Consider the following 23,148-nt stretch of genomic DNA (forward strand, 5'->3'; position numbering starts at 1 on the left):
TAACTTAATGCAATTTGATAGTATTATATTCTTCGCGTTTAATCGCGCGCTCATCCATAAGGTATATAGTTTCAAAATTATACAATTCGGCGCTTAATGTGAGGCAAAATGGACAGACTTGACAGAAAAATTCTCCGTCTGTTGCAGGAAGATGCAACGCTGGCAGTAGCAGATATTGCCAAAAAAGTTGGCCTGTCCACCACTCCGTGCTGGCGCCGTATTCAGAAACTGGAAGAAGACGGCATTATCAAGCGCCGCGTCGCTGTGCTTGATCCGGTCAAGATCAATGCCCGTGTCACAGTCTTTGTTTCTGTGCGCACCAGCTCTCACAGCCATGAATGGCTGAAGCGTTTTGCTGAAGTCGTGCAGGAATTTCCGGAAGTGGTGGAATTCTACCGCATGAGCGGCGATATCGATTATCTGCTGCGCGTTGTCGTGCCGGACATTGCCGCCTATGACGCTTTCTATAAGCGTCTGATCAGCAAAATCGAAATCCGCAATGTTTCATCGTCTTTTGCGATGGAGCAGATCAAATACACAACCGAACTGCCGCTGGATTATATGGTGCTGGATAAAGACGGCAACTAACCTATAAAAATGGCACTATCCCACGGCAAGGATAGTGCCACTTATGCTACAGGCGACATAAAACACCGGCCAATATAAATTGTAAAAAACGCAGCGGATATACCAGCGTAAATACATCCTCCGGCTGACTGCTCAGCAAATATTACTTTGAGTAAAATTGCCGCCTGCTCTTAAAATCCTCATACTCCAATATGGATTGCATCTTAAAAACTGACAGGCTGCGCACAACCGCAATTAATTGCAGTATTGGCAAATTATTTTTGAATCCCAATAAAAAATTACCGAAAAAGCACCGCCTCAAAGTTACAAAAAATCCGGCCGCTCACACGGCCGGATTTTTTATTTCTAAGATTGCATTTCGAATTACGAAACGCTGCGGCCATTCATACCGGCATCTTCAGCAGTTGCCATAGAGATATGACATTGAGCAGCGGTTTTCACCAGACCGGCTGCCAGTGCAGCACCTGTACCGGAACCAAGGCTGATATTCAGATCAAGCAATGGTGTCTTACCCATTTTCTCCAGCAACAAGCGATGCCCCGGCTCGGAAGACACGTGGGAGAACAGGCAATGATCCAGCGCATCACCATTCATCACCAGCAGAATGGCTGCGGCGGCACTGGCGACATAACCGTCAATCAGCACCGGAATTTTCTCGGCACGCGCGGCCAGAATTGCACCGGTGATCGCAGCCAGTTCACGACCGCCCAGACGGCGCAGCACTTCCAGCGGATCACGCAGATTACCTTCATTGAGGGCAACGGCTTTTTTCACCGCAGCGATTTTTGCAGGCAACACACTTGCATCTTCACCGGCTGCCAGTGACACCCAGTCCTCAGCCTGACCGCCAAACAGCGCCAGAGAAATCGCCGCAGCAATGGTTGTGTTACCAACGCCCATTTCACCGATGCACAACAGATCCGTACCACCGGCAATCGCTTCCATGCCAAAAGCCATAGTTGCAGCACAAGTGCGCTCATCCATCGCCGCAGTTACGGTAATGTCTTCTGTCGGATGTTCCAGCGCCAGATCAAAGACCTTCAGCCCCAGATCATTGGCAATGCAAATCTGGTTGATGGCAGCGCCGCCGGCAGCAAAATTATTGACCATATCCATAGTCAGAGATTGCGGCTGCGAGCTTACACCCTGCGCCAGCACACCATGATTGCCGGCAAAAATTGCCACCAGAGGACGCATGATCTGCGGCTTGGCTTTACCGCTCCATGCAGCCAGCCATTCCGCGATCTCTTCCAGACGTCCGAGTGAACCGACAGGTTTGCTCAAACGCACTTCACGTTCACGCACCGCTTCACCGGCGAATTCGCTCGCTTCCGGAAGCTGGCTGATAAGTTCACGAAAATCATCAAATGGCAGTCCGCTGGTACTCACGTTATCAAATCCGTCTTTTAGCCGTAGTGGGGGAAATTCATCTGCGCCTGCTATACGCCCTGCTCACAGTTTTTCAAAGTGCAGAAAAATGAAATTATTGTGCCCGCAGGCCAAAGCCTCCATATAAAGACATGCCCTGCTTCGGCAGGATCATCCGACAGTCTCAGGAACAATGACCTCATGAACCGTTTATTCTGGCTGGTTATCGCAGCAATTGCCATTCTCCTGCTCGTTCTGATCGTCAATGACGAGAGCGGCACAACACTCGGCCTTGCCAATGATGATTTTGCCGATGCGGCCTATATGAGCATTTTCGGCATTGTCGTGGCTGCCGGTTTGCTGGGTTCCGGTATTCCGCTCAATCATATGATGCGCAATATTGCGATCTGGGCGGTGATTATTCTCGGCCTCGTAACCGGCTATCAATATCAGTATGAACTGACCAATATTGCCAATCGCGTCACCGCGGGGCTGATACCGGGTAATGCAATCAGCGGAAATAGTGTTGATGGTGCCGAGACGGTCAGCATCGGTCAGTCGTCCAATGGTCATTTTGAAGTCAATGCACTGGTGAACGACCAGCGCGTGCGCTTCATGGTCGATACCGGTGCCTCCACAATCGTGCTGACACAGGCTGATGCTGAAAAAGTCGGTATTGATGTCAGCAGTCTCAGCTATACGAATCCTGTCAGCACAGCCAATGGCCGCACCATGGCGGCATCGGTAAGGTTGCAGGAAATCCGCATCGGCAACATCACCCGCCAGAACCTGCGCGCACTGGTTTCACAGGAAGGCCAGCTCAGCGGCAGTCTGCTGGGCATGAATTTCATGAACAGCCTGAGTGCCTATACTGTGCAGCGCGATCAGCTGATCCTGACAGACTGAAAAAGCCGTCAAGCTGGACAGGCCGGTCTTTAACCATTATGTCCGCGCAGAAACATCCGCAGAGAATACGCCGTAAAGAAGATCATTGTGACCAGACCAGAAAAACTCTATGCCGCCAAAACCTTTTCCATCGCGCCTATGCTCGACTGGACGGACAGGCATTGCCGTTTTATGCACCGTCTGCTCACCCGCCATACTTTGCTCTATACGGAAATGGTGGTGGCCGATGCTGCCATCCATGGCAAGCGCGACCGTTTGCTTGGCTTTTCCCAACAGGAACATCCGGTCGCTTTGCAGCTTGGCGGCTCCGATCCGGTGAAGCTGGCAGAAGCAGCGAAGATCGGTGAATCTTTCGGCTATGATGAGATCAATCTCAATGTCGGCTGCCCGTCAGACCGCGTGCAGTCCGGTGCTTTCGGCGCCTGCCTGATGCTGACACCGCAACTGGTGGCAGATTGCGTTGCCGCGATGAAGCAGGCAGTGAATATTCCGGTCACCGTAAAATGCCGTATCGGCGTCGATGATCAGGATCAGGAAGTCGCGCTTTCAGAGCTTAGCCGGATGGTGATTGCCGAGGGTGCAGATGCACTCTGGGTACATGCCCGCAAAGCGTGGCTGCAGGGACTGTCTCCGAAAGAGAACCGCGATATCCCGCCACTGGACTATGATCGCGTGTATCGCCTCAAACAGGATTATCCGCAGCATTTTGTCGGCATTAACGGCGGCATTACCAGCATGGAAGCAACTGCGCTCCATTTGCAGCACACGGACGGCGTGATGATGGGTCGAACCGCTTATCACACACCGATGGTACTGCGTGATGTGGATCGCCTTGTCTATGGCGATGAAACCGCACCTCTTTCGATGGAAGAAGTGCTGGACGTGATGTGCGATTATGCTGACCGGCATATTACCGAAGGTGGCCGTCTTGCGCATATCAGCCGCCACATGGTCGGGTTGTTTCAGGGTCAGGCGGGTTCACGCCGCTGGCGGCAAATTCTCTCGACGGACGCCACACGCAATGATGCGGACAGCAAGATCATCCGCAAAGCCTATCAGGTGATGTGCGAAACCGCTGCCGAGGTGGAAGAAAATAACGCCGCCCGTGCGGGACAGGCAGCGGAATAATTTACGTCCATTCGGACGTCCCCAAGGATCGAAGAGTGCTGCAGATCAGCTCACTCTTTTAGATTCTCGCCAAACCGCACGCACCACCGGCACATCGTCAATGGCGTGAACGCGCACGAGATCGGCACGCAGACCTTCTGCGATTGAGCCGCGATCTGTCATACCGACAGCTTTTGCCGGATTGGTGCTGACCATGCGGATAGCCTGCGGCAGATCAATATGCTCCACCACATGGGCAAGGTTGAAAGCGCCCTGCAGCATGCTGAAAGGGATGTAATCCGACGAGATAATATCCAGATAGCCTTTTTCGGCCAGTTCCAGAGCAGAGACATTGCCGGAAAGGGAGCCGCCGCGCACGACATTCGGCCCGCCCATCATCACGCCGATGCCGTTGGAGTGCGATGCCGCAGCGGCTTCAACCGTTGTCGGGAACTCGGCAACCGCCACACCATGAGCCACGGATTCATCGACATGGGCTTGCGTCGCATCATCATGGCTTGCCAGCATAATGCCGTTGGCATGGCAATAATCAGCAATCAGCGCACGGTTTTTCGCGGAGTTGCGCTGTGATTCACCAACGCGGCGCTCACAATAGACCTGATAATCGTCTTCGCTGACTTTGTTCTTGCGCATGAAATAGATGCGGTAAGATTCCATATCCGGAAACTGCCGCTGCCCCGGTGCGTGATCCATCAGGGATGCAAGACGCACACCCGATGCGCCACACAGCTGCTCAAACGCACTGATACAATCATTGGAAGAAACTTCGCAGCGCAGATGCAGATAATGTTCTGCGCGCAAACGGCCTTTGCTTTGCGCCGCCTGCAAGGCATCTGCTAGCAATAGCATGTCATCAATCACGACTTCGCATTCGCCGTCATGGCCGACGCGCAGTGCATCAAAAACCGTAGTGATACCGGAGGCGGCGATCTGCGCATCATGCGCCTGAATAGCCGCCAGCGGGTTCCAGCGCACTTTCGGACGCGGTGCATAATGGCCTTCAAGATGATCCGTATGCAGCTCCACCAGTCCGGGGATCAGATAATCCCCGTGCATATCCTTACCCGATGCCGAGATTGTATTATCAATCGCAGCAATCTTTCCGTCGCGCATGACAACGGTGCCCCTGATAATTTCATCAGGCAGCACAATCCGTGCATTGGTCAGGATTGTTTCGGCAGATTTACTTTGGTTTGGAGCGGACATATCTTCTCTTAAAGTTTTATAGGACTATTCAGCCGCGGCTTTTTCCAGCTGCAATTCCGCTGAAACCGTATTCTGCGCAGCAACCGGCTTACCCGTCAGCGGGTGAAGCGAGTGCACTTCAAATGGTACACCTGATTCTGCCTCGGTAAACAGAGCCAGATTGGTGATCTTGACCGGTTCATTCAGCACGGGCGCGAAAAACTCTTCCAGCACATTACGCACATGCGCCTGTTTTTCCTCCGGCACTGCGCCGGTCAGGGTCATATGAAAGCGGAACTGCTCGAACACATAAGGATAGCCCCACTGGTCGAGATTGGCACGGTGGATCGCATCCATTTTCTCGGGCCTGCGCTTGGCCAGTTCCTGCGCATTCAACGGCGCACGAAAGCGCTCAAAATGCACCACCACATCATTAGCCAGCTGCTGAAGTTCCGCACAAGGGTCGGACACGACCAGCGCAAAGAAAGGTCCGATCTGCGAAACTTTGAGCTTAGGCAACTGCACAGCCCGATAGCTGGAGGCAAAATGCATCATCGCAGAGAGAAGCTGATGTTCTTCATAATCATCATGCAGGCGAAACGGTGCCTTCAGCGTCGCATGAAAACCGTAGCGGCGCGGCTCTTCAGTCAGAGCACTGACCTCATCAGGGCTGACGGAACCAATCACCGGCGTGCGCACAACCATACCGTTAAAAGCATTGCGGCCAAGCCAGTTTGCAGCCACCCGCAGCAACGGATCATGAGCAGAGGGTGTGAAATATATTCCGTATCGCATAAAAATCCCTTTTTCACAGGTTTACGAACCGGCATGTCAGACGATGTCATACCATGCTTTGCCATAAGTGGCCTGATGATGCGGGCTCTATACCCTCACAGTCCGCACCTATTATGACAAGATGCTGAAAAAACGCCTCAATACCCAAAAAACTGAAAAACACCGGACAGGTTTTTACAAAAAGACGTTTTGAATCAACAGAGTTAAACGTCTTTTGGTCAATCCGGCAATCGCATTGGTAAAATAGGTCAGAAAAGATTTCCGATAACTGCCAAAAATCTCAGCCTGAAACGGATGGCATTGATATCCATATGCCATCCGGCGATTTAAAATATGCTCAGGCTTACAGGCCTAATCCGCCGATGCAGACATATTTGGTGTCGAGATAGTCTTCGATTCCCTGATGTCCGCCCTCTTTGCCAAGACCGGACTCTTTCAGACCACCAAACGGCGCCTCAACGGTTGAGATCAGTCCTTCATTGACGCCGACGAGACCATATTTCAGCCCTTCCATCACACGGAAGGCGCGGCCGAGATCCTGCGTATAGAAATAGCAGGCAAGGCCGTATTCGGTATTATTGGCTTGTTCGATTACATCTTCTTCGGATTTGAATTTATAAACCGGAGCAACAGGGCCGAAAATTTCTTCTTTGGTGAAGCGCATACGCGGTTTGGCATCGGCAATCACGGTCGGCTCGAAATAGCTGCCGCCCAGTGCGTGGCGCTTACCGCCGGTGACAATACGGCCGCCTTTTTTGGTCGCATCAGCGATGAATTCTTCAACCTTTTCGACTGCATTCATATCAATCAGCGGCCCCTGCTGGGTACCGGAATCCATACCATTGCCGACTTTAAGCTGCTCCACAGCTTCTGTGAATTTCTCAACAAAGCGGCTGTAGATTTTGGATTGTACGAAGAACCTGTTGGTACAAACACAGGTCTGGCCGGAATTGCGGAACTTGGCCGCAATCGCACCGGCAACCGCGCGATCCAGATCAGCATCATCAAATACGATAAACGGCGCATTGCCGCCCAGTTCCATCGAGACTTTTTTGACAGTGCCTGCTGTCTGCTTCATCAGCAGCTTGCCGATTTCGGTCGAGCCGGTGAAGGTCAGTTTGGCAACCTGCGGATTGCGGGTCAGTTCGCCGCCGATTTCGCTGGCAGAACCGGTGAGAATATTAACCACACCTACCGGAATCCCTGCTTCTTCACACAGCACGCCCCATGCCAGACCGGAATAAGGTGTCTGCGTTGCCGGTTTCACCACGACTGTACAGCCCGTTGCCAAAGCAGGGCCGATCTTGCGTGCCAGCATAGAAGACGGAAAATTCCACGGTGTAATCGCCGCGACAACGCCCACCGGCTCTTTGGTCACCATAATACGGCGGTCTGCCCAAGGGGACGGCACCACATCACCATAAACGCGCCGCGCCTCTTCCGCATACCACAGAATATAAGCGGCAGAGCTTGCTACCTCACCTTTGGCTTCCGTGAACGACTTGCCCTGCTCCATAGTCAGAATTTCAGCCAGTGCATCCTGATTGGCCAAAATCAGATCATGCAATTTGCGCATTTTCTGCGAGCGCTCATTGGCTGTGGTTTTGCGCCAGGTTTTAAAAGCTTGTGCAGCGGCTTCAATCGCGCGCGCAGTCTCTGCCTTACCGGATTTCGGGATTGTGCCGATCGCCTTGCCGGTCGCCGGATTTATAACATCGATCGTGGCACCGCTATCTGCTGCCACCCACTGGCCGCCGATCAGATTAGCCTGTTTGATAAACCGGCTGGTATTCGCATTCATAACTTCTCTCCTCACGACAATACATGCAATTACCCTCAAAATTGCATGCTTGTTTCCCTGTCAGATCAAGAGCTTTAGCGCTGATAATGTCAAGGGATCAGCGCGAAAAACCGCCTCACCCCCAAACCGCCTGCGCCAGACCGATCCACATTGCCAGCGTAACAGCAGATGCGGCCGTCGCCAGCACCATCGAGGTTGAAGACAGTCCCTGTCCCACGCCGAATCGCGTAGCAATCAGATAGGAATTAACACCCGACGGCAGCGCCGCAGCGGTAATCGCAACCTTAGCACTCAGCGGCGGCAGGCCTACCAGCCATGCCATTGCAAAGACCACGGCAGGCATCAGCATCAGTTTGAAAGATGCATTCACACCTGCTGCAATCATATTACCGGAAATGCCGAATTTCTTCAGCCCCATCCCCATCGCAAACAGTGCCAAAGGCCCCGAAACATCCGCCAGCATCGAAATCAGCTGCATCGGCAATTGCGGAATGGAAAAGCCAGTGAGCCGCACCAGCCATCCGGCGAGAATGCCGATAACCAGCGGATTGCGCAGCAGAGACGTGATAAACTTAACCGCCGTGTCATAACGGCTGGTTTCGCCGCTGATTATGCCGTCTTTGCGCAAAGCCCATTCATTCAGCATCAGCGATGCGGCCATCATCAGCGGCATATGAATGCTGATAATCAGCGAAATAATCACCAGCCCCGCCTCGCCGTAAACGCCGAGCATCAGTGGCATGCCAAGAAAAACCAGATTGGAAAAAGCGCCGGTCACACCGGCCACGACGCCTGCCCGCCGGTCACGGCCGAACATGAAACGGATTCCGCAATGCGCGGCAGTCCATGCAACAACGACACCGGTAAAATAGACCAGCCACAATTCCCAAGGATTACTCGACTGAAAATCAGCGGTCATCATTGTGCGGAAAAGCAACAGCGGCGTAGAGACGACAAATACGAAATCAGCGAGACCGTCTCCGGTCGTATCGCTCAATATCTTCAGCCTCGCAAATAGGTAGCCAAGCATAATAATGCTGAAGATAATTGTAATTGTGGCCGCGAGACCCATATTTCACCATACTTATCTGCAATGCCGCGAAGAAATTATGCTTTAAAGCATTCTTGATTCCTGCGCAGATTTACAAATTTCTTGTAAATCGCCAAACTCTTGCTGATTTCTTCATAAATTTGCGCAATATGAAAGATCAGTCAGGGCATATTCTGAAAATTGCATAACACTTTTCAGAATATAATATGTGTAAATTGATCCCCGCTTATCAGACAAGCTGTTGCAAAATGGCACAAGCGGAAGATCTTCATATTCTCAGGGTCTTACCCGAAGGGGGAATATATCTTTCCCTTTTGAGCGAAAAACGCTAGACACGCCCTGATTAAACAACGATGCCTGCTGGTTCGGGCCTGATACAAGGATTTTCAAATTGTCCTCAACATTTGACAAAGTAGCTGATATTATTGCTGAAACCAGCGAAATTGACCGCGCTTCCATTACGCCTGAAAGCCATACAATCGACGATCTGGGCATCGACAGCCTCGATTTCCTCGACATCGTTTTCGCAATTGATAAAGCTTTCGGTATCAAGATTCCTCTGGAACAGTGGACTCAGGAAGTGAACGAAGGCAAAGCAGATACTGAAGAATATTTCGTTCTGAAGAATCTCTGCGCAAAAATCGACGAACTCGTCGCTGCCAAACAGGCCTAATTTAAGTTAAATTGACGCGCAGTGTGGAAAACAAACCATACCGCGCGTCTTTTTACAGGCAGTGGTTTATAACCGCGTGTTATCTCAAACACGCAGTGCTTTATAAATGTGAGTAAATCACAAAACATTGATCGCCGCTTGATGCGGCTTTTGTCATTGATAAGTATGTTTCAGGGATAAATCTGTCCCTGTCATCATTATACCACTGTAAGATCCTGCCTTCGGGTAAGTTACGACCGGAAATCAAGCGAGCAGCTCATGCACAGCAAAAAAGTTCTCATCACCGGCATCGGCCTCATCACCTCTCTGGGTGAAGGTGTGGATGCCCATTGGTCTGCCCTCACATCAGCAGGGACGCAGCCGAAGCTCGATACAGAGAATTTCGCTCCTTACACAGTTCACCCGTTGGGCGAAGTTGACTGGTCTCAGCAAATTCCGAAGCGCTCCGACCAGCGCCAGATGGAAACATGGCAGCGTCTCGGCACCTATGCGGCAGGTCTTGCCCTGCAGGATGCCGGGATCAAAGAAAATGAAGCGCTTTGCTCCACAATGGATATGATTGTGAGCGCCGGTGGCGGCGAACGCGATATCAGCGTGGACACACAAATTCTCGATGCAGGCCGCGGCAATAACCAGCCTGGTTTAATGCTCAACGAAAAGCTCTCGACAGAACTGCGCCCGACGCTGTTTCTGGCGCAGCTTTCCAACCTGCTTGCCGGCAATATTTCGATTGTCCATAAAGTTACCGGCTCTTCGCGCACCTTCATGGGTGAAGAAGGCTCCGGCATTTCCGCAGTGGAAACCGCAGCAGCCCGCATCCGCACCGGCCAGAGCACACATGCGCTCGTTGGCGGTTCTTACAATGCGGAACATTTCGACATGCTGCTCGGCCATGAACTCGGCGGCTTCCTGAAGTCCGACGGCTGGGCCTCGGTCTGGGCACGTGAAGGCTCACAGGGCGGCGGTATGATTACCGGTTCCGGCGGTATCTTCCTCGTTCTCGAAGAAGCAGAACACGCCAAAGCCCGTGGCGCGCGCGCCTATGGTGAGATTGCATCCATTTCCAGCGGTCAAATTCGTCGCGGCAAGGAAGACCTTACCGCAGCTGTTTCCGCGCTGATTGAAGACAACAGCTTTGTTGTGACCGGCGCATCCGGTGCCCACCAGCCGACAGCCGCAGAAAAAGCAGCTTTAAGCGCTAAATCTGCCAGCTATCGCGGTGTATCCGGCCTGTTCGGCCATATGCGTGAAGCACAGTTCCCGCTGGCACTTGCGCTTGCCGCACTCAGCGTCTGGAAAGGCGAAGCTTTTGCTCCGCTTTCCGGTGATGAAACAGCTCGCAGCGGTGCGCTTGACCGCGCCACAGCATTGACCGTCGGAGCCACCCGCTCCGAAGGTGCAGCCATTATTACCAAAGCCTGATCGGAGGTCACCATGTCAAAATTTACCGATCATCTCGGCCGCCCTCTCGTAGCCATTACCGGTGCCGGTGTTGTTTCCCCGCTGGGAACCGGCAAGGAAGATAACTGGAACGCCCTGACTGGCGGTCAGTCCGGTATTCACGAAATCAACCGCTTCCCGACTGAAAATCTCAAGACCCGCATCGCCGGTACTGTTGATTTCCTGCCGGAAAGCACAGTCGGCGCATCTGCTCTGTCTGAAAAACTGGCACGTCTCGCCGGTGAAGAAGCGATTGCCCAGTCCGGCCTGTCAGTCACCGATTTCGGCGGCCCGCTGTTTCTGGCAGCTCCTCCAGTTGAACTCGATTGGAAAAGCCGCTTTGCTCTGGATGCTCTGGTGAAAAATCAGGGTGAGCCAAGCTATCAGCTGCTGCTCGAAGCCTGCCGCAACAATCCGCGTATGGACGAATTCAACACCACGCAGTTCGGCTATATTGCCGAGCGTCTGGCAGATATTTTCGGCACGCGTGGTCTGCCGGTGACTATGTCCACCGCTTGCGCATCCGGTGCGACCGCTATTCAGTCCGGCGTTGAAGCAATCCGTCGTGGTGAAAGCGACCGCGTTCTGGCCATCGGCACAGACGGTTCCGTTTCCGCTGAAGCACTGATCCGCTTCTCGCTGCTCTCGGCTCTGTCCACACAGAATGACCAGCCGCACAAGGCTTCCAAGCCATTCAGCAAAGACCGTGACGGTTTTGCTATGGCTGAAGGCTCCGGCGCTCTGGTGATGGAATCGCTGGAAAGCGCCATTGCCCGTGGTGCAAAAATTCTCGGTATTCTCAAAGGCTGCGGCGAAAAGGCGGATGATTTCCACCGCACCCGTTCCAGCCCTGACGCTTCACCGGCTATCGCTACTGTTCGCGCCGCATTGGATGATGCAGGCCTGACCATTGACGATATCAGCTATGTCAACGCCCACGGCACCTCGACACCGGAAAATGACAAGATGGAGTATCACACTTTGTCCTCCGTCTTCGGTGAACGCATCAGCTCAATTCCGGTCTCTTCCAACAAGTCGATGATCGGTCATACGCTGACGGCTGCCGGTGCGATTGAAGCCGTGTTCTCGCTACTGACTATTCAGACCGGAACACTGCCGCCGACCATCAATTACGACAATCCTGATCCGGCTATCGCACTTGACGTGGTGCCGAATGTAAAACGGGATGCCAATGTTACTGCCATTCTGTCGAATTCTTTCGGCTTTGGCGGTCAGAATGCCAGCCTCGTGGTTGCAGCGCCGCTTTAAGCGGCTTTGCGCTCCCCGATCAGGCACTCAAATTTAATAAGGATAGAACTCAAACATGCGCGCATTACAGCTTCTCGATGACCGCCGCTTGGAAATCACCGACATTCCGGCTCCTGAAAAGCCGGGCTTTGGTGAAGTTACCGTCAATATCAAAGCGGTTGCCCTCAACCATATCGACGTATGGGGCTGGCGTGGCATGGCTTTTGCCAAACGCAAAATGCCGCTGGTGATCGGCGCGGAAGCTTCGGGCGTTGTCACCGCAATCGGTGAAGGCGTATCCAATGTTCTGCCGGGTCAGCTGGTGTCGATCTACGGCGCCCGTACCTGTGGTCTGTGTAAAGCCTGCCGCGAAGGCCGTGACAATCTTTGCGAACATGTTTCCGGTGTTCATGGCTTCCACCTTGATGGTTTTGCCTGTGAAGCGGTCAATCTGCCAGCACGCCTGCTGATCCCTGCACCTCCGGGTGTTGATGCAATCGGTGCGGCTGTTGCTCCGGTCACTTTCGGTACCGTTGAACATATGCTGTTTGACAATGCCAAGCTGCAGCCGGGTGAAAGCATTCTCATTCAGGCCGGTGGTTCCGGCATTGGTACGGCTGCTATTCAGCTTGCCAAGAAAATGGGTTGCACGGTTTACACCACAGTTGGTTCAGACGACAAAATCGAAAAAGCCAAGGCGCTCGGTGCCGATCACGTTATCAACTATCGTGAAGACCGTTTTGAAGGTGTTATGCGCAAGCTCACCAAGAAAAAAGGTGTCGACGTGGTATTTGAGCATGTTGGTGCCGATACATGGGCTGGTTCCATGCTGTCACTGAAGCGTGGCGGCCGTCTGGTCACTTGCGGTTCCACCTCCGGTGTTTCGACAAATATGAACCTGATGATGCTGTTCCAGCAGCAGCTTAAACTGCTCGGTTCCTTCGGTTGCCGTATGGAAAACATGGCCGATGCCATGCAGAAAATGGCTCAGGGCATCGTTTCTCCGGTGATTGATACTGTGGTCGGCTTTGAAGATATCGACACAGCCCTGAAGCGCATGGAAACCCGTGACGTCTTCGGCAAAATCATTCTGAAAATTGACTGATCCTCAATTTATCAATGCGGATTATCTTGCAGCGCCCTGTGTTTTAACGCACAGGTCGCTGTAAATTTATCAAGACTTAAGGCACCACATGTTCAAGCTGAAACTCCTTGCGTTCAAATATTGGCAAAAGCTGAAAGTTGCCAATTACTGGCTGTGGGCGCAGGCAGTCTTCATTTTGCTGGCGCTGCTTCGTTTGCTGCCTGCCAAAGCCGCCATCCGGTTTTCCGCTTGGGTTGCCCGCAAAATCGGCCCGCTGTCGTCACGCCATAAAGTGGCAACACGCAATCTCGCCAATGCCTATCCGGAAAAATCTCCTCAGGAAATTGAAGAAATCGCGCTAGAAATGTGGGACAGCATGGCGCGTCTGCTGGCTGAATATGTGTTTCTCGATGCGATCTTTGATTTTGATCCTGACGCGAAAGAAAAAGGTCTGATTGAAGTAGAGGGCGAAGAGATTTTCCGTCGTCTGCTCGATGAGAAAAAGCCGCATATTTTCTTCACCGCACATACCGGTAATTTTGAACTGCTGCCGATTTGCGCCGCAACTTTCGGTCTCAATGTTACGGCGCTTTTCCGTCCGCCGAACAATCCGTTCATCGCACGCAAAGTGCTGAAAGCACGCCGCACCAATATGGGGCATCTGGTGCCGTCCAAAGCCGGTGCTGCATGGTCGCTCGCTGCGGTGCTGGGACAAGATGACAATGTGGGCATGCTGGTTGACCAGAAGTTCGCCCGCGGCGTGCCGAGCACATTCTTCAACCTGCCGGTGAAGACCAATCCGCTTTTGGCCAAACTTGCACGTCAATATGATTGCGATGTTTATCCGGCACGCTGCATCCGCCTTCCCGGCGGTCGCTACCGTCTGGAATTGTCGGAGGCGATGGAATTGCCGCGTGATGCAAATGGTCAGGTGGATATTGCTGCCACCGCTCAATTGCTCAACGACACGGTTGAAGGCTGGGTGCGGGAATATCCGGGTCAATGGATGTGGTTCCACAAACGTTGGGGCTAATCCGTGACTTTAGGCACATGCGACCTCACATAAACTTGTATGGATGCGCATAGCGTGCTAACCGCCTGCAAACGGAACAGAGCCTCGCTCAAGGCTTAGAAACAAGGATCTCCTCATGTCCCGCCCGATTATAATTGCACCTTCTATTCTCGCATCTGACTTTTCCAAGCTTGGTCAGGAAATCAAAGATGTTGTGACTGCCGGTGCAGACTGGATTCATATCGACGTGATGGACGGGCATTTCGTGCCGAATATTACTTTTGGTCCGGATGTGGTAAAGGCAATCCGCCCGCATACAGATGCAGTGTTTGACACCCATCTGATGATTGCACCTTGTGATCCTTATCTCGAAGCATTTGCCAAGGCCGGTTCGGACATCATCACCATTCACGCAGAAGCAGGCCCTCACCTGCACCGCTCGCTGCAGGCCATTCGCAATCTTGGCAAAAAAGCCGGTGTTGCAATCAATCCGGGCACGCCTGCCTCGGTGCTGGAAAATGTGATTGATGATGTTGATCTCATTCTGGCGATGACAGTTAATCCGGGCTTCGGTGGTCAGAAATTCATCACCTCCATGCTGCCAAAGATCGAACAGCTCAATGCGCTCATTGGCGACCGCCCGATTGATTTGCAGATTGACGGCGGTGTCACGGCAGAGAACGCCGGTGCTGCAGCCAAAGCCGGTGCAAATTCTCTGGTGGCCGGCTCTTCCATTTATAAAGCCGGTAATCTTGAAGGTTACCGTGCCAATGTCGAGGCGATCCGCAAGGCTGCGGAACAAGGCCGCGCATAATTGAGTTCTGACAGGCGGATAGCAATATCCGCCTGAAGTTTTTAAAACGACCGGTTCTCCGGTTTCCCGTCTAATCCACTTTAGGAAACGCACATGATCCCGCGCTATTCCCGCCCTGAAATGGTTGCCATCTGGTCGCCGGAAACCAAATTCCGCATCTGGTTTGAGATTGAAGCTCACGCCTGTGATGCATTGGCTGAAATCGGTGTTATCCCGAAAGAATCCGCGAAAACTATCTGGGAAAAAGGCGGCGCGGCGAAATTTGACGTTGCCCGTATTGATGAGATCGAAGCTGTCACCAAACATGACGTGATCGCATTCCTCACCCATCTGGCTGAATTTGTTGGTCCTGACAGCCGTTTCATCCATCAGGGCATGACTTCCTCAGACGTTCTCGACACCTGCTTCAACGTACAGCTGATGCGCGCAAGCGACCTGCTGCTCACCGATCTCGACAAGCTGCTGGCAGCGCTGAAAACCCGCGCTTACGAGCATAAAGACACCATCACCATCGGCCGCAGCCATGGTATCCATGCTGAACCAATTACGTTCGGCGTTAAAATGGCACTGGCCTATGCGGAATTTGAACGCTGTCGCGCCCGTCTGGTTGCTGCACGCGAAGAAATCGCAACTTGCGCCATCTCCGGTGCGGTCGGCACATTCGCCAATATCGACCCGCGCGTTGAAGAACATGTTGCCAAGTCGCTCGGCATGAAAGCCGAGCCGGTTTCAACGCAGGTTATCCCGCGCGATCGTCATGCGATGTATTTCTCGGTTCTGGCGGTTATCGCGTCTTCTGTTGAGCGTCTGGCTGTTGAAATCCGCCATTTGCAGCGTACAGAAGTGCTGGAAGCGGAAGAGTATTTCTCACCGGGTCAGAAGGGTTCGTCGGCAATGCCGCATAAGCGCAACCCTGTGCTGACAGAAAACCTGACCGGTCTTGCCCGCATGGTTCGTTCCATGGCGCTGCCTGCGATGGAAAACGTGGCTCTGTGGCATGAGCGCGATATTTCTCACTCTTCCGTTGAACGTATGATCGGCCCTGATGCGACGATCACACTCGACTTCGCCCTCGCCCGTCTGACCGGCGTGATCGAGAAGCTGCTTGTTTATCCTGAGAACATGATGAACAACCTGAACAAGTTCCGTGGTCTGGTGCATTCGCAGCGCGTGCTGTTGGCACTCACACAGGCTGGTGTATCCCGTGAAGATTCCTACCGCCTCGTTCAGCGCAATGCGATGAAGGTATGGGAACAGGGCAAAGACTTCCTCGAAGAACTGCTGGCCGATGCGGAAGTACGTGCAGCGCTTTCCGAAGAGCAAATTCGCGAGAAGTTCGACCTCGGCTATCATACCAAACACGTCGATACGATTTTCAACCGCGTGTTTAAATAATCGAGCTTATATTCAAGCAATTAAAAGCCCCGCCTGAGATTTTCAGGCGGGGCTTTTTTTACTTTTATACTTTGTTGATGCGGACTTCATTCCCCCACGGATCATCAATCACGCGCGTTTTTACATCACGCGTATCATTGATCTGCACAAAAGACAGACCGCTGCGGTCAAGATCACGTTTACCGGCACCAGCACTCTGCCAGATATTATTGGCAATGTGGTGGTGATAACCACCGGAAGACAGAAACACAGCTTTTGAGCCGTATTTTGCTACGGTATCGAATGCCAGTTCATCATGCCACCAGTCATTCGCAGGCTGAATTTGCCCGACACGCAGATGCACATGGCCGACAACAGTGCCTTCCGGCGCTTTAGTCCACTCTGACGGCGCATTGTTCAACTCCTGCAAAAGACCGTTCACATCCATGGCATCGGTTACCATATGCACCTGATCGCCATTCCACTTCCATGTATCAGGCTCGCGGTCGGTATAAATCTCAATACCATTGCCGTCAGGATCGGTCAGATACACAGCTTCACTCACCGCATGGTCGGATGCACCGGCAACCGGCAGCTGCTTGTCAATAGCGCGACGTATCCAGCGTGCCAGATCAGCGCGTTCAGGCAACAAAAAAGCGGTATGAAACAGACCGGCACTGCGCGGATCTTCCGGCTTCAAAGCCGAAGATTGTTCAATCTCCAGCAATTCCCGCCCGCCTGCACCAAGAATAATCGAGGAGTCGCGGCGTGCCATTTCACGCAGACCGACAATATTTTCATAATATTGCGCCAGCGTTTCAGCATCGCGCGACTTCAGCCCGACGCGTTCAACATAGGCCGGACGTGTCACTGCAAATGGTAATTTTGTCATAATTTCATCCCCGTTTCTGCACCGCGGAATTGTCTGCCGACAGCAATAACAGGCTTAGCGGTTACTTTCAGATAACCTATAAATCGCTCGTCGCCGGACAAGTTGCAAGACACAGAGCGGCAAACACGCTGTTCACAAAATAAAATACAATCACCGTAGAAATCGCAAAACTGTCCACTGAGATGAAACAATTTACGGCATCATCTTTAAAATATGTCTCTGAATAATAATATGAATGGCAGTGAAAACTGCGCTCTCCGCCAAGCAGAGATACGCAGAAGCAATATTGAATAAACACTTCAGGCAGAGTAAATCAGGCATATGAAAGTTAAAGACGCAGATATCCTCATCATTCCCGGCTACACCAATTCCGGTCCTGACCACTGGCAGACACGCTGGGAGAATAAACTCTCCACCGCCCGCCGTGTGCAGCAGGCAGAATGGTCAAAGCCTGTTCGCGAAGACTGGGTCGCCTCGCTCATCAAGCATGTTGATGAGGCAACGAAGCCTGTCGTGCTTGTCGCGCATTCGCTGGGTGTGCCAACAGCTGTGCATGCTATTCCGCATATCAAAGACAAGGTTGCCGGCGGCTTTTTCGTCGCGCCGCCGGATGTGCTGGATGAAACGATTCGTCCGAAACATCTGATGACTTTCGGCCCTTATCCGCGCGAACGTCTGCCGTTTCCGGCCATCACCATTGCCAGCCGCAATGATCCGTTCTCAAAATTTGAGTCGGCAGAAGATATTGCGAATGCATGGGGCTCACTGCTGATTGATGCCGGTGAAGCCGGTCACATCAATGCGGAATCCGGACATGGCCCATGGCCGGAAGGCACCATGGTTTTCACACAATTTTTATCCAAACTCTGAAACAAAAAAGCCGTTCATCATCTGAACGGCTTTTTTATTATCTCATCACTCATCCCATGCTTTCAGCATCGCCGATGCACCGGCTGCCAGATAGCCCCGATCCGAAGCCAGCGTTATGAAACGGAAGCCGAGAGCATTATACCGTTTGGCAAATGCGCTATTGGGCGCATAAATTCCGGCCAGCTTGTTACTAGCGGCTGCTTTTTGCGCAATTCGCGTCAGCGGCTCAACAATATCCTCGGAAAGCGGATTGGCTTCACGGCCATTGCTCCATGCAATTGAAAAATCCGCAGGCCCGACAAACACACCATCAATTCCGCGCACAGCCAGAATATCATCCAGTGCCTCATAGGCTGCACGGGTCTCAATCATCGCAAAACTCAATGTTTCCTGATTGACCGTGAGCAAATATTCATTGGAACCGGCCTGCCCATAGCTGATATCACTACGCAACGGCCCCCATGAGCGCTCACCGACCGGCGGATATTTCATGGCAGCGGCAAAGGCTTGCGCATCATCAACGGAATTGATCATCGGGGCAATCACCGCATTGGCTCCGAAATCCAGAGCGCGGCTGGCTGTATCAAAGCGGCCGACTGGAATACGCACAATAGCAGGCTTACCGGCAGCTTTTATCATACCGATACCCTGACAAATACTGGCCTCGGTATGCGAACCATGCTGCATATCCATCGTCACCGCATCAAAACCCAGAGCGCTGATATTCTCCAGCAAAAGCGGATCAGAGATAGTACTCCACGCGGAACGAACCGTTTCGCCGGAGCGCAAACGGGTGGCCAAAGAGTGTGATATTGTCATGAATGCACCTGTATGTGTCTTATATTTCAGAATGTTCCCGACAGACACCTTAGAGCGCAATGAAAAAGGCGTCTATGTGCTTCACAGTAAACATCAAATAAAAAAGCCGCACGGAGCATTCCGTGCGGCTTTTCAGAAAGTCTATAAAGGCGCTGATTATTCAGCGCTGATCTGCTTGGCGGCTTCCTCAAGCAAATCAAGCAATTGCACACGCAATTCAGCATCGCTGACATTTACCGATGCAGCACTGAAATCAGCGGTAATTTTGCGGATAACATCCTCGTCGCCGGCTTCTTCAAAGTCTGCACGAACCACTTCACCGGCATAGGCCTGTGCGTCTTCTCCGGTTTTGCCGAGTTTTTCGGCAGCCCAGAGGCCAAGCATTTTATTGCGCCGGGCAATCGCGCGGAACCGCAGATCTTCGTCATGGGCAAATTTGTTTTCGAATGTATTGCGACGTTCGTCCATTCCGCTCATAGGTCCCTCACATATCAGTTAGTCGGTTTATTCTTGATCTTTATTATACGCCGCCCGCAACGAAATCACAGTGTAATGCGTGGCTGCTTTAAGCATATAGGGTTCGCATAATGGCACAACCAGAGGCTGCGCACAGAAAAAGCATAAAACAATCACTGAAAAACAGCATAGCGGCATAAAGGATGATTGTTAAAAGTTATCATTTGCGCTAGGGAACGCAGACATTGCGGCTGCAGTGGCCGCTTCCTGAAACATCGGGATGAGACGAGACGTCTCAAAACGGTCTCAGCAAACCCCAGAGGTTCCTAAACCCCATGAATCGACGCCGCCGTATTTACGAGGGCAAGGCCAAGATCCTTTACGAAGGACCGGAGCCAGGCACGCTCATTCAGTTTTTCAAAGATGATGCCACCGCTTTCAATGCCAAAAAGCATGAAGTGATTGATGGCAAGGGAGTGCTGAACAACCGCATTTCCGAATACATCTTTACGCAGTTGAACAAGATCGGCATTCCGACCCACTTTATCCGCCGCGTCAACATGCGCGAGCAGCTGATTAAAGAAGTCGAAATCATTCCACTTGAAGTCGTTGTGCGCAATGTTGCCGCCGGCTCACTGGCCAAGCGTCTGGGGATTGAAGAAGGCACTGTTCTGCCGCGCTCAATCATTGAATTTTACTACAAAGCCGATGCGCTCGATGACCCGATGGTCTCCGAAGAGCATATCACTGCATTTGGCTGGGCAAGCCCTGCGGAACTCGATGATATTATGGCTCTTGCCATCCGTATCAATGACTTCCTCACCGGCCTGTTCCTCGGCGTCGGCATTCAGCTGGTCGATTTCAAAATCGAATGCGGCCGTCTGTTCGAAGGCGACATGATGCGCGTGGTTCTGGCCGATGAAATTTCGCCGGACTCAGCCCGTCTCTGGGATGTTGCCACCAACGAGAAAATGGACAAAGACCGTTTCCGCCGCGATATGGGTGGTCTGGTTGAGGCCTATCAGGAAGTGGCACGCCGTCTCGGCATTATCAACGAGAACGAGCCGCCGCGCCCTACCGGCCCGACACTGGTCAAGTAACGTCATTTCAGCCCGGGAAGTCTGCCGCTTTCCGGGCTGTGTCTTTCAGGCAGTATTTCCGCGCTGCGGAGACTGTACATTCCCTCTTCTAAAATACAGGATAACAAAGTGATTAAGGCACGCGTCACCGTCACACTGAAAAACGGCGTTCTCGACCCTCAGGGTAAAGCCATTGTCGGCGCTCTCGGCAGCCTCGGCTTTGATGGCGTCAATTCTGTACGTCAGGGCAAGGTTTTTGATGTTGTTCTTGAAACTGCGGACAAGGCAAAGGCTGAAGCTGAGCTGAAAGCCATGTGCGAAAAGCTTCTCGCCAATACCGTTATTGAAGATTACAGCTTCGACATCGCCTGATCTCTTTCTTTTGATGTCATCTGACATCATATTATGAAGAGTAGTTAAAGCAGTTGCAGGAAAAGCGGAAACCGCCTTTACGGGCAATCAGATTACCGGCAGTTCGCCGGCTGATAATTTTCCGCTCCGATCCGTCCGCTACTGCGTTGGATTAAAAGAAAGTAATCTGCACTATGAAATCAGCAGTTATCCTTCTTCCCGGCCTGAACCGCGACCGCGATATGATTGCCGCACTGACAAAAATCGGTGGCAAAGCTCCGCAGACCGTGTGGCAGACCGACACAGAAATTCCTGATGTTGACCTGATCGTTATTCCGGGCGGCTTTTCCTACGGCGACTATCTGCGCTGCGGTGCGATTGCAGCCCGTATGCCTGTGATGCAGGCATTGCGCAAAAAGGCAGAAGCCGGTGTGCGCGTTATCGGTGTCTGCAACGGCTTCCAGATTCTGCTCGAAGCAGGTCTCCTGCCGGGCGCACTGATGCGTAATACTTCGCTGAAATTCGTTTGCCGCGAAGTAAAGCTCGAAATCGCCAATAATCAGACAGTCTTCACCCGCGGTTACGAACAGGGTCAGATCATTCGCAGCCCTGTTGCCCATCATGACGGCAATTATTTTGCTGAAAGCGATGTTCTGAAATCGATCGAAGACAATGGTCAGGTTGTGTTCCGTTATGCGGAAGGCACCAACCCGAATGGTTCAGTCAATGACATTGCCGGTATTACCAATGCACAAGGCAATGTGCTCGGCATGATGCCGCATCCGGAAAATCTGATCGAACAGGCGCATGGCGGTACCGACGGCCGCGCGCTGTTTGCATCGGCGCTGGATCGTCTGGCTTCCTAAATCAGGTTATGCCCGCTTTGCGCAATAACGCGGCGCGGGCATTTCCTTTTACAGCAGCATGACCTGCATAACAGCAAAACGGGAGGAAGTACTATGAAGCTCTATAACAAGCCTTTATCACCCTACTGCGCCTTTATCCGCATTATTGCTGAGGTCAAAGACCTGCCGCTGAAACTGATTGATGCGCCTGCCGGACCACCGCTGCCGGAGAGCTTCCGTGAAATCTCCCCTATGCGCCGCATTCCTGTGCTGGTCACCGGCTCCGGTGAAACACTGTTTGAAGCCTCTGTAATTGCGGAATATCTGGAAGAACGCTTCCCTGAAAAGCCAATGCTGCCGGCCGATCCGAAAGACCGTGCGCAGATTCGTATTATTATGCGTCTGCTCGATCTGGATGTGCTGCCGTCGATCATCCCTGTTTTGCTGGCAGGCCCTGCCAATCCGCTTCCTGCGGATAAAGCAGCGAAAGTCTTCAACCATGTACACCATGCGCTAAAAACCGTTGAAGACCGTATTTCTTCCGGCCCATATGCATTGGGTGAGCATGTGACACTGGCGGATGCATGGCTTGCGCCAACGCGTTTCCTGCTGGAAAGCCTGCGTCGTTTTCCGGGTTTTGAAACCATTCTGGATGATTGCCCGAATATCGAAGGCTACAAAACCAATGCAGAAGGTATCCCTGAAATCGCTGCCGTTTTGGGCGAGATGCAGGATGCCCGCAAAGCTCTGGCGAAAGCTAGCTAAAGCATTTCACAGTCAAGTTGGAACAACTTAGACGTCCGTGATAATGCGACCACTAAAAAAATTAGAGCGAGCGCCATGATCCAATCCGGAGGTAAACCGCTCTAAAGCCTAAGAAACGCAAAGCCTGACAAACAATGGTCAGGCTTTGCAAATGCTGAAATACCATACAATCATTTCCCCTGCGGAGCTCAGTCTTTAATGAAATTGGCGCATATAATTGTAATGGCTTTGTCCGCAGTTGCTTTAAGCGGATGTCTCGCGTCTAAAAAATCCCCGTCTCCCGCATCGGGCAATGTGAGCCATACGGCTTTAGCGACCATGGAACGCGTGGCGCTTGGTGCAAGACAATGCTGGTTTAAATCCGGCGACCCTCAGTTCCGCCAATATACGCTGGCGCCGGAACTGGTTTCTTATACCGGCCGACCGCGTATTCTCGTCGTCCCAGCAAAGACCCCGAATGACCGGCCTTTGCTGGTTGTGCAGGCAGAAGGCAATCCGGGACGTATGGAGCGTTTCGGCCCGTTAATGCAAAGCCCGCTTTCCGAACGCATCGAGCGCGATACAGCGCGCTGGGCTTCCGGACAAAAAAGCTGCTAACCGATTA

Annotated in this window: 24 protein-coding genes; 16 read left to right on the top strand and 8 right to left on the bottom strand. The window is 52.3% G+C overall.

Annotated features, from left to right (window positions below; translation table 11 throughout):
• Positions 1–108 precede the first annotated feature (108 nt).
• On the top strand, positions 109–588 hold the full coding sequence (locus tag K1X45_RS03780) for an Lrp/AsnC family transcriptional regulator (RefSeq protein WP_022711499.1): 480 nt from the start codon (positions 109–111) through the stop codon (positions 586–588).
• 363 nt (positions 589–951) lie between these two features.
• Here K1X45_RS03780 and cobT read toward each other — a convergent pair whose 3' ends face one another.
• Entirely contained in the window at positions 952–1,977 is a 1,026-nt protein-coding gene (cobT, locus tag K1X45_RS03785) for a nicotinate-nucleotide--dimethylbenzimidazole phosphoribosyltransferase (protein WP_220159884.1), read from the bottom strand.
• 180 nt (positions 1,978–2,157) lie between these two features.
• On the opposite strand from cobT, the gene K1X45_RS03790 reads away from it, so the two are divergent.
• Together K1X45_RS03790 and dusA are read left to right on the top strand one after the other, a co-directional pair.
• On the top strand, positions 2,158–2,862 hold the full coding sequence (locus K1X45_RS03790; protein WP_022711501.1) for a TIGR02281 family clan AA aspartic protease: 705 nt from the start codon (positions 2,158–2,160) through the stop codon (positions 2,860–2,862).
• Positions 2,863–2,949: 87 nt separating this feature from the next.
• Positions 2,950–3,990: a tRNA dihydrouridine(20/20a) synthase DusA gene (gene dusA / locus K1X45_RS03795; protein WP_255560529.1), complete on the top strand. Its 1,041-nt coding sequence runs from the start codon at positions 2,950–2,952 to the stop codon at positions 3,988–3,990.
• A 45-nt stretch (positions 3,991–4,035) separates the two neighbouring features.
• Here the strand turns inward: dusA and K1X45_RS03800 are convergent, their stop codons facing one another.
• The 4 genes from K1X45_RS03800 to K1X45_RS03815 form a co-directional block, all read right to left on the bottom strand.
• A complete protein-coding gene (locus K1X45_RS03800) occupies positions 4,036–5,196 on the bottom strand; it encodes an alpha-D-ribose 1-methylphosphonate 5-triphosphate diphosphatase (RefSeq protein WP_220159885.1) in 1,161 nt (386 codons plus the stop codon).
• Positions 5,197–5,220: 24 nt separating this feature from the next.
• Entirely contained in the window at positions 5,221–5,970 is a 750-nt protein-coding gene (locus K1X45_RS03805; RefSeq protein ID WP_220159886.1) for a DUF1045 domain-containing protein, read from the bottom strand.
• 343 nt (positions 5,971–6,313) lie between these two features.
• Positions 6,314–7,771, bottom strand: a complete 1,458-nt coding sequence (locus K1X45_RS03810) for an NAD-dependent succinate-semialdehyde dehydrogenase (protein ID WP_220159887.1) — start codon at positions 7,769–7,771, stop codon at positions 6,314–6,316.
• A gap of 115 nt (positions 7,772–7,886) precedes the next feature.
• Positions 7,887–8,843: an AEC family transporter gene (locus tag K1X45_RS03815; protein ID WP_220159888.1), complete on the bottom strand. Its 957-nt coding sequence runs from the start codon at positions 8,841–8,843 to the stop codon at positions 7,887–7,889.
• Between the two features lie 370 nt (positions 8,844–9,213).
• On the opposite strand from K1X45_RS03815, the gene K1X45_RS03820 reads away from it, so the two are divergent.
• The 7 genes from K1X45_RS03820 (at position 9,214) to purB (ending at position 16,488) form a co-directional block, all read left to right on the top strand.
• The gene (locus tag K1X45_RS03820; protein ID WP_022711508.1) at positions 9,214–9,495 is read left to right on the top strand and encodes an acyl carrier protein; all 282 of its coding nucleotides are present in this window, start codon (positions 9,214–9,216) and stop codon (positions 9,493–9,495) included.
• Between the two features lie 258 nt (positions 9,496–9,753).
• Positions 9,754–10,917: a beta-ketoacyl-ACP synthase gene (locus K1X45_RS03825; protein WP_220159889.1), complete on the top strand. Its 1,164-nt coding sequence runs from the start codon at positions 9,754–9,756 to the stop codon at positions 10,915–10,917.
• A 12-nt stretch (positions 10,918–10,929) separates the two neighbouring features.
• On the top strand, positions 10,930–12,204 hold the full coding sequence (locus K1X45_RS03830; RefSeq protein WP_122010579.1) for a beta-ketoacyl-ACP synthase: 1,275 nt from the start codon (positions 10,930–10,932) through the stop codon (positions 12,202–12,204).
• Positions 12,205–12,259: 55 nt separating this feature from the next.
• Positions 12,260–13,288, top strand: a complete 1,029-nt coding sequence (locus tag K1X45_RS03835; RefSeq protein WP_075654854.1) for a zinc-binding dehydrogenase — start codon at positions 12,260–12,262, stop codon at positions 13,286–13,288.
• Positions 13,289–13,376: 88 nt separating this feature from the next.
• Positions 13,377–14,300 (top strand): lipid A biosynthesis lauroyl acyltransferase, encoded by a 924-nt coding sequence (locus tag K1X45_RS03840; protein ID WP_220159890.1) that lies wholly within the window; start codon positions 13,377–13,379, stop codon positions 14,298–14,300.
• A gap of 115 nt (positions 14,301–14,415) precedes the next feature.
• Entirely contained in the window at positions 14,416–15,093 is a 678-nt protein-coding gene (gene rpe / locus K1X45_RS03845) for a ribulose-phosphate 3-epimerase (protein ID WP_022711513.1), read from the top strand.
• A gap of 93 nt (positions 15,094–15,186) precedes the next feature.
• The gene (gene purB / locus K1X45_RS03850) at positions 15,187–16,488 is read left to right on the top strand and encodes an adenylosuccinate lyase (protein ID WP_220159891.1); all 1,302 of its coding nucleotides are present in this window, start codon (positions 15,187–15,189) and stop codon (positions 16,486–16,488) included.
• Between the two features lie 64 nt (positions 16,489–16,552).
• Here purB and K1X45_RS03855 read toward each other — a convergent pair whose 3' ends face one another.
• Entirely contained in the window at positions 16,553–17,389 is an 837-nt protein-coding gene (locus tag K1X45_RS03855; RefSeq protein WP_370627140.1) for a VOC family protein, read from the bottom strand.
• A 291-nt stretch (positions 17,390–17,680) separates the two neighbouring features.
• Between K1X45_RS03855 and K1X45_RS03860 the strand changes: the two genes are divergently transcribed.
• Positions 17,681–18,229, top strand: a complete 549-nt coding sequence (locus K1X45_RS03860) for an alpha/beta hydrolase (protein ID WP_220159893.1) — start codon at positions 17,681–17,683, stop codon at positions 18,227–18,229.
• Positions 18,230–18,274: 45 nt separating this feature from the next.
• Here the strand turns inward: K1X45_RS03860 and K1X45_RS03865 are convergent, their stop codons facing one another.
• A complete protein-coding gene (locus K1X45_RS03865) occupies positions 18,275–19,042 on the bottom strand; it encodes an HpcH/HpaI aldolase/citrate lyase family protein (RefSeq protein ID WP_220160372.1) in 768 nt (255 codons plus the stop codon).
• 162 nt (positions 19,043–19,204) lie between these two features.
• Positions 19,205–19,525, bottom strand: a complete 321-nt coding sequence (locus K1X45_RS03870) for a DUF1476 domain-containing protein (protein WP_075654849.1) — start codon at positions 19,523–19,525, stop codon at positions 19,205–19,207.
• A 314-nt stretch (positions 19,526–19,839) separates the two neighbouring features.
• Between K1X45_RS03870 and purC the strand changes: the two genes are divergently transcribed.
• The 5 genes from purC to K1X45_RS03895 all read left to right on the top strand — a co-directional run bounded on the left by purC (position 19,840) and on the right by K1X45_RS03895 (position 23,141).
• Positions 19,840–20,604 carry a phosphoribosylaminoimidazolesuccinocarboxamide synthase gene (gene purC / locus K1X45_RS03875; protein ID WP_022711521.1) on the top strand — a complete coding sequence of 255 codons (765 nt, stop codon included), beginning with the start codon at positions 19,840–19,842 and terminating at the stop codon, positions 20,602–20,604.
• A gap of 108 nt (positions 20,605–20,712) precedes the next feature.
• A complete protein-coding gene (gene purS, locus K1X45_RS03880) occupies positions 20,713–20,955 on the top strand; it encodes a phosphoribosylformylglycinamidine synthase subunit PurS (protein ID WP_022711522.1) in 243 nt (80 codons plus the stop codon).
• A 173-nt stretch (positions 20,956–21,128) separates the two neighbouring features.
• Entirely contained in the window at positions 21,129–21,800 is a 672-nt protein-coding gene (purQ, locus tag K1X45_RS03885; RefSeq protein ID WP_022711523.1) for a phosphoribosylformylglycinamidine synthase subunit PurQ, read from the top strand.
• 93 nt (positions 21,801–21,893) lie between these two features.
• Positions 21,894–22,544 carry a glutathione S-transferase family protein gene (locus K1X45_RS03890; protein ID WP_151159021.1) on the top strand — a complete coding sequence of 217 codons (651 nt, stop codon included), beginning with the start codon at positions 21,894–21,896 and terminating at the stop codon, positions 22,542–22,544.
• Positions 22,545–22,742: 198 nt separating this feature from the next.
• Positions 22,743–23,141: a hypothetical protein gene (locus K1X45_RS03895; RefSeq protein WP_220159894.1), complete on the top strand. Its 399-nt coding sequence runs from the start codon at positions 22,743–22,745 to the stop codon at positions 23,139–23,141.
• Positions 23,142–23,148 lie beyond the last annotated feature (7 nt).

Origin of the sequence: Pseudochrobactrum sp. Wa41.01b-1, from assembly GCF_019464455.1 — a bacterium.
Lineage (GTDB): Bacteria > Pseudomonadota > Alphaproteobacteria > Rhizobiales > Rhizobiaceae > Pseudochrobactrum > Pseudochrobactrum saccharolyticum.

What these genes read in the sequence shown, in the direction of transcription:
- K1X45_RS03780 (WP_022711499.1), top strand. Translation starts at nt 109, where the DNA reads ATGGACAGACTTGACAGAAAAATTCTCCGTCTGTTGCAGGAAGATGCA.
- K1X45_RS03790 (WP_022711501.1), top strand. Translation starts at nt 2,158, where the DNA reads ATGAACCGTTTATTCTGGCTGGTTATCGCAGCAATTGCCATTCTCCTG.
- K1X45_RS03800 (WP_220159885.1), bottom strand. Translation starts at nt 5,196, where the DNA reads ATGTCCGCTCCAAACCAAAGTAAATCTGCCGAAACAATCCTGACCAAT.
- K1X45_RS03805 (WP_220159886.1), bottom strand. Translation starts at nt 5,970, where the DNA reads ATGCGATACGGAATATATTTCACACCCTCTGCTCATGATCCGTTGCTG.
- K1X45_RS03810 (WP_220159887.1), bottom strand. Translation starts at nt 7,771, where the DNA reads ATGAATGCGAATACCAGCCGGTTTATCAAACAGGCTAATCTGATCGGC.
- K1X45_RS03815 (WP_220159888.1), bottom strand. Translation starts at nt 8,843, where the DNA reads ATGGGTCTCGCGGCCACAATTACAATTATCTTCAGCATTATTATGCTT.
- K1X45_RS03825 (WP_220159889.1), top strand. Translation starts at nt 9,754, where the DNA reads ATGCACAGCAAAAAAGTTCTCATCACCGGCATCGGCCTCATCACCTCT.
- K1X45_RS03830 (WP_122010579.1), top strand. Translation starts at nt 10,930, where the DNA reads ATGTCAAAATTTACCGATCATCTCGGCCGCCCTCTCGTAGCCATTACC.
- K1X45_RS03835 (WP_075654854.1), top strand. Translation starts at nt 12,260, where the DNA reads ATGCGCGCATTACAGCTTCTCGATGACCGCCGCTTGGAAATCACCGAC.
- K1X45_RS03840 (WP_220159890.1), top strand. Translation starts at nt 13,377, where the DNA reads ATGTTCAAGCTGAAACTCCTTGCGTTCAAATATTGGCAAAAGCTGAAA.
- rpe (WP_022711513.1), top strand. Translation starts at nt 14,416, where the DNA reads ATGTCCCGCCCGATTATAATTGCACCTTCTATTCTCGCATCTGACTTT.
- purB (WP_220159891.1), top strand. Translation starts at nt 15,187, where the DNA reads ATGATCCCGCGCTATTCCCGCCCTGAAATGGTTGCCATCTGGTCGCCG.
- K1X45_RS03860 (WP_220159893.1), top strand. Translation starts at nt 17,681, where the DNA reads ATGAAAGTTAAAGACGCAGATATCCTCATCATTCCCGGCTACACCAAT.
- K1X45_RS03870 (WP_075654849.1), bottom strand. Translation starts at nt 19,525, where the DNA reads ATGAGCGGAATGGACGAACGTCGCAATACATTCGAAAACAAATTTGCC.
- purC (WP_022711521.1), top strand. Translation starts at nt 19,840, where the DNA reads ATGAATCGACGCCGCCGTATTTACGAGGGCAAGGCCAAGATCCTTTAC.
- purQ (WP_022711523.1), top strand. Translation starts at nt 21,129, where the DNA reads ATGAAATCAGCAGTTATCCTTCTTCCCGGCCTGAACCGCGACCGCGAT.
- K1X45_RS03890 (WP_151159021.1), top strand. Translation starts at nt 21,894, where the DNA reads ATGAAGCTCTATAACAAGCCTTTATCACCCTACTGCGCCTTTATCCGC.
- K1X45_RS03895 (WP_220159894.1), top strand. Translation starts at nt 22,743, where the DNA reads ATGAAATTGGCGCATATAATTGTAATGGCTTTGTCCGCAGTTGCTTTA.